This window comes from Niabella aquatica, from assembly GCF_054779315.1.
Window position 1 is genome coordinate 1 of sequence record NZ_BAAGYM010000023.1, and the last position, 1,410, is coordinate 1,410.

The 1,410-nt window shown below is 42.6% G+C and carries 1 protein-coding gene; it reads right to left on the bottom strand.

The features are described from left to right. Nucleotides 1-148: 148 nt before the first annotated feature. A partial coding sequence (locus tag ACYVBM_RS16950; protein ID WP_460686883.1) for a transposase occupies nt 149-1,410 on the bottom strand: 1,262 nt, incomplete at its 5' end.

A 1,410-nucleotide genomic window follows, 5' to 3' on the forward strand; every position in this document is an offset into this window, starting at 1 on the left:
TTGTACGATTATTTTCGTACATTAAGAGAGGGTGTCAAATTCATCATTTGTTTGTTGGGTGAGTATTTTTACTCTTATTTTTTTATTTCAGCCAATAAGGTTTCGTTCGCAGCGTCTGCGTTGTGACTTTTGCCTTGTGGTTGGATAATCAGGCGGCGTCTTTCTTTACAGCGGCCTGCCTTCGATTGGTTATAATGGAAGCGTTGGCAGTCATGATGCCAAAGAAAATCCAACATTTTTCCGTAATTGCATTACGGGCATTGATCTTTTGAAGCTGGTAATGATTCTTCTCATTGCCAAAACTGCCTTCCAACCGGGTGGCTCTTTCTTTGTTAAGCAGGGCACGCATTGTTTTTTTCTGCTCTAAATGAGCCGTTTTTTGTTTGCCCTTAGGTGCGAAATTGGTAGTGATTTTATTTTGCCTGCAATAAGTTCTGTTGGTATTGGTCGCATAGATCTTATCAGCGCTGTGATGGGTGCATTTGCCAAATAATTTTCTGTGTAAATGGATGCATTGCTGCAACCTGGTACCCTCGTTAAAGGCGTTGTAACTAAAATGCTCCATAAAACTGATACCATCTACCTGTAGCTTATTTACTTTAGCACCGAACTCTACTGCTTTTATCTCTTTACCCCTGACAATGGGCCTGATATAAGGCTTGCTGAGCGACACAATACGGTCTTTGATCTGCTCTACATGTCCATACACTTTAGCATGCTGCTGTTCATACACTTTAAGGATGGTACGCATCTGAGCCGACTGCTTATGGCTGGGTTTAGTTCCTTTGACACTACAAAGCTGTTCTGTTAGTTGTAGCAGGCGAACTAAAAACTTCAGCAGCTTTTTCAACAGTTTCTTCTCTGCCTTTTTGCTCTTCTTCTTTGTCTTTTGATAGCACAGGAAGGCTCTATGCTGGTCTTCATAATTACAGCGGCTATGGCGAAGTTTCAACTTCTTACGCAACTGGTTATATAACAAATAGGTTTTATTGCAACAATCCCAAACCAGTTTTACCGGGGTTGGATAGCTAATGTGGCTTTCATAACAGGTAGCGTCTTCACTGCTAATGGAGGTATCGCTCATAAATGGCATCCAGTACTCTGCAAATATCTTTTGTAAGACATCTACATCCAGGTGCCTGCCAATATAGCTGCGCCATGCACTGGGCAGGTTGGTGTCTTTGATCACTTCACCCGGCTTTAATTGTATGCCACAGAAGTATTGCATGCTCCAGTCTGTATTAATACGTTCTATAAGCAGGGCATCGCTCATGCCCAGGTAGTGCTTCAGGAACATCAATGCTAAACCTCCTTTTACATCCAGCCATGGTTTACAGCCTTTGCCACTTTGTGCCCGGGCAGGAGTCGGCATCGCTCCAGCTAACTTATCAAAAGGGATACTCAAATACA